The sequence below is a fragment of the Patulibacter sp. NPDC049589 genome (genome assembly GCF_040675535.1).
Classification (GTDB): domain Bacteria; phylum Actinomycetota; class Thermoleophilia; order Solirubrobacterales; family Solirubrobacteraceae; genus Patulibacter.
Genome location: NZ_JBFAPC010000344.1, coordinates 1 through 1,203, shown reverse-complemented (window position 1 = coordinate 1,203; position 1,203 = coordinate 1). Strand labels below are relative to the sequence as shown.

1 protein-coding gene is annotated in these 1,203 nt (G+C 81.5%); it reads right to left on the bottom strand.

The features are described 5' to 3' along the window. A partial coding sequence (locus tag AB0L40_RS27890) for a sigma-70 family RNA polymerase sigma factor (RefSeq protein ID WP_364362074.1) occupies nt 1-1,126 on the bottom strand: 1,126 nt, incomplete at its 3' end. Between the last annotated feature and the right edge of the window lie 77 nt (nt 1,127-1,203).

Here is a 1,203-nt window from a genome sequence, read left to right as displayed (position 1 = left end):
GGGCCGCCTCCTCCGCGCGCCGGCGCGCGGCCGACCACGACGCGGCGGTCGTGCGCAGCGTGGTGCCGGCGGTCGTCAGCACGGCGGCCGCGGGCGCCGTGCTCCGCCGCGCCGCCGCCGTCGTCGTGCGCCCCGGTGCGCGCCGCTCCGTCTCGCGCGCCTCGCGGTCGTCGTCCGTGGCGCTCACGCCGCCGGTGACCACGCCCGCGCCCAAGGCGACGACCGCCAGCCCCGTCGTGAGCGCCAGGCCCGCCTCGCCGACGGCGCCGGAGGTCGCCGGCAGGACCGACGCCAGCCGCTCGGCGACCGCCTCGGTCAGCCGCCCCCGGCCGGCGGGCGGGGCCACCGTCCCGCCGCGTCCCGCCCACGGCAGCCACGCCACCAGCAACGGCGGCATCACGCCCCAGCGGGCGCCGCGGGCCCGCCGCAGCCGGCCGCGGCACCCGGCGCAGCGGCGCAGGTGCGGGCGCAGCTCCCGCAGGTCCTCGGCCGAGGCCCCGCCGGCGGCGAGGCGGTCGATCCGCGGCCCGGCGATCGCGCAGCCCTCCCCCGTCGCGATGCCCGCGAGCGATTTGCGCAGGCTGGCGCGGCCCTCCGTGATCGAGCGGTTGACCTTCGTCCTCGTCCACGACAGCTCCTCCGCGATCTCGTCGTAGCTGCGGCCCTCCGCCTGCATCCACAGCGCGAGGCGCTCCTGGGGCTTCAGCCGGGCGAGCGCCTCGCGGGCCAGCGCGACCTCCTCCTCGCGGACCGCGAGGTCGTCGGGTCCGTCGCCGCCGTGGACGAGCCGGCGGTCGTCGTCGTCGATCGCGCCCGTCCGGATCCGGCGCTCGCGGACCCGCAGCGCCTCGTTGCGCGCGACGGTGACGAGCCAGCCGGTGACCGTCTCGGGGTCCACGCGCTCGCGGTGCTTGAGGAACCGCTCGGCGGCGGCCTGGACCGCGTCGTGGGCGTCGTCCTCGCACAGCGACACGCGGCGGGCGCTGCCGAGCATCGCCGCGGCGTTCTCGGCGAGCGCCCGCTCGGGATCCGGCCCCGCGGACGTCGACGGTGGGCCGGGGCCCGCCGGAGTGGCGCGCCCGAGGCCGTGGTCCGGCGCCGGGGCACCCCCCAGCGGCCACGGCACCGCGGCCGCCGCCCCCGGCGGGGGGGCGGGCGCGCCGCCGGGGGGGCCGGCGGCGGGTGGGGCCGGGGGGTCGGGAG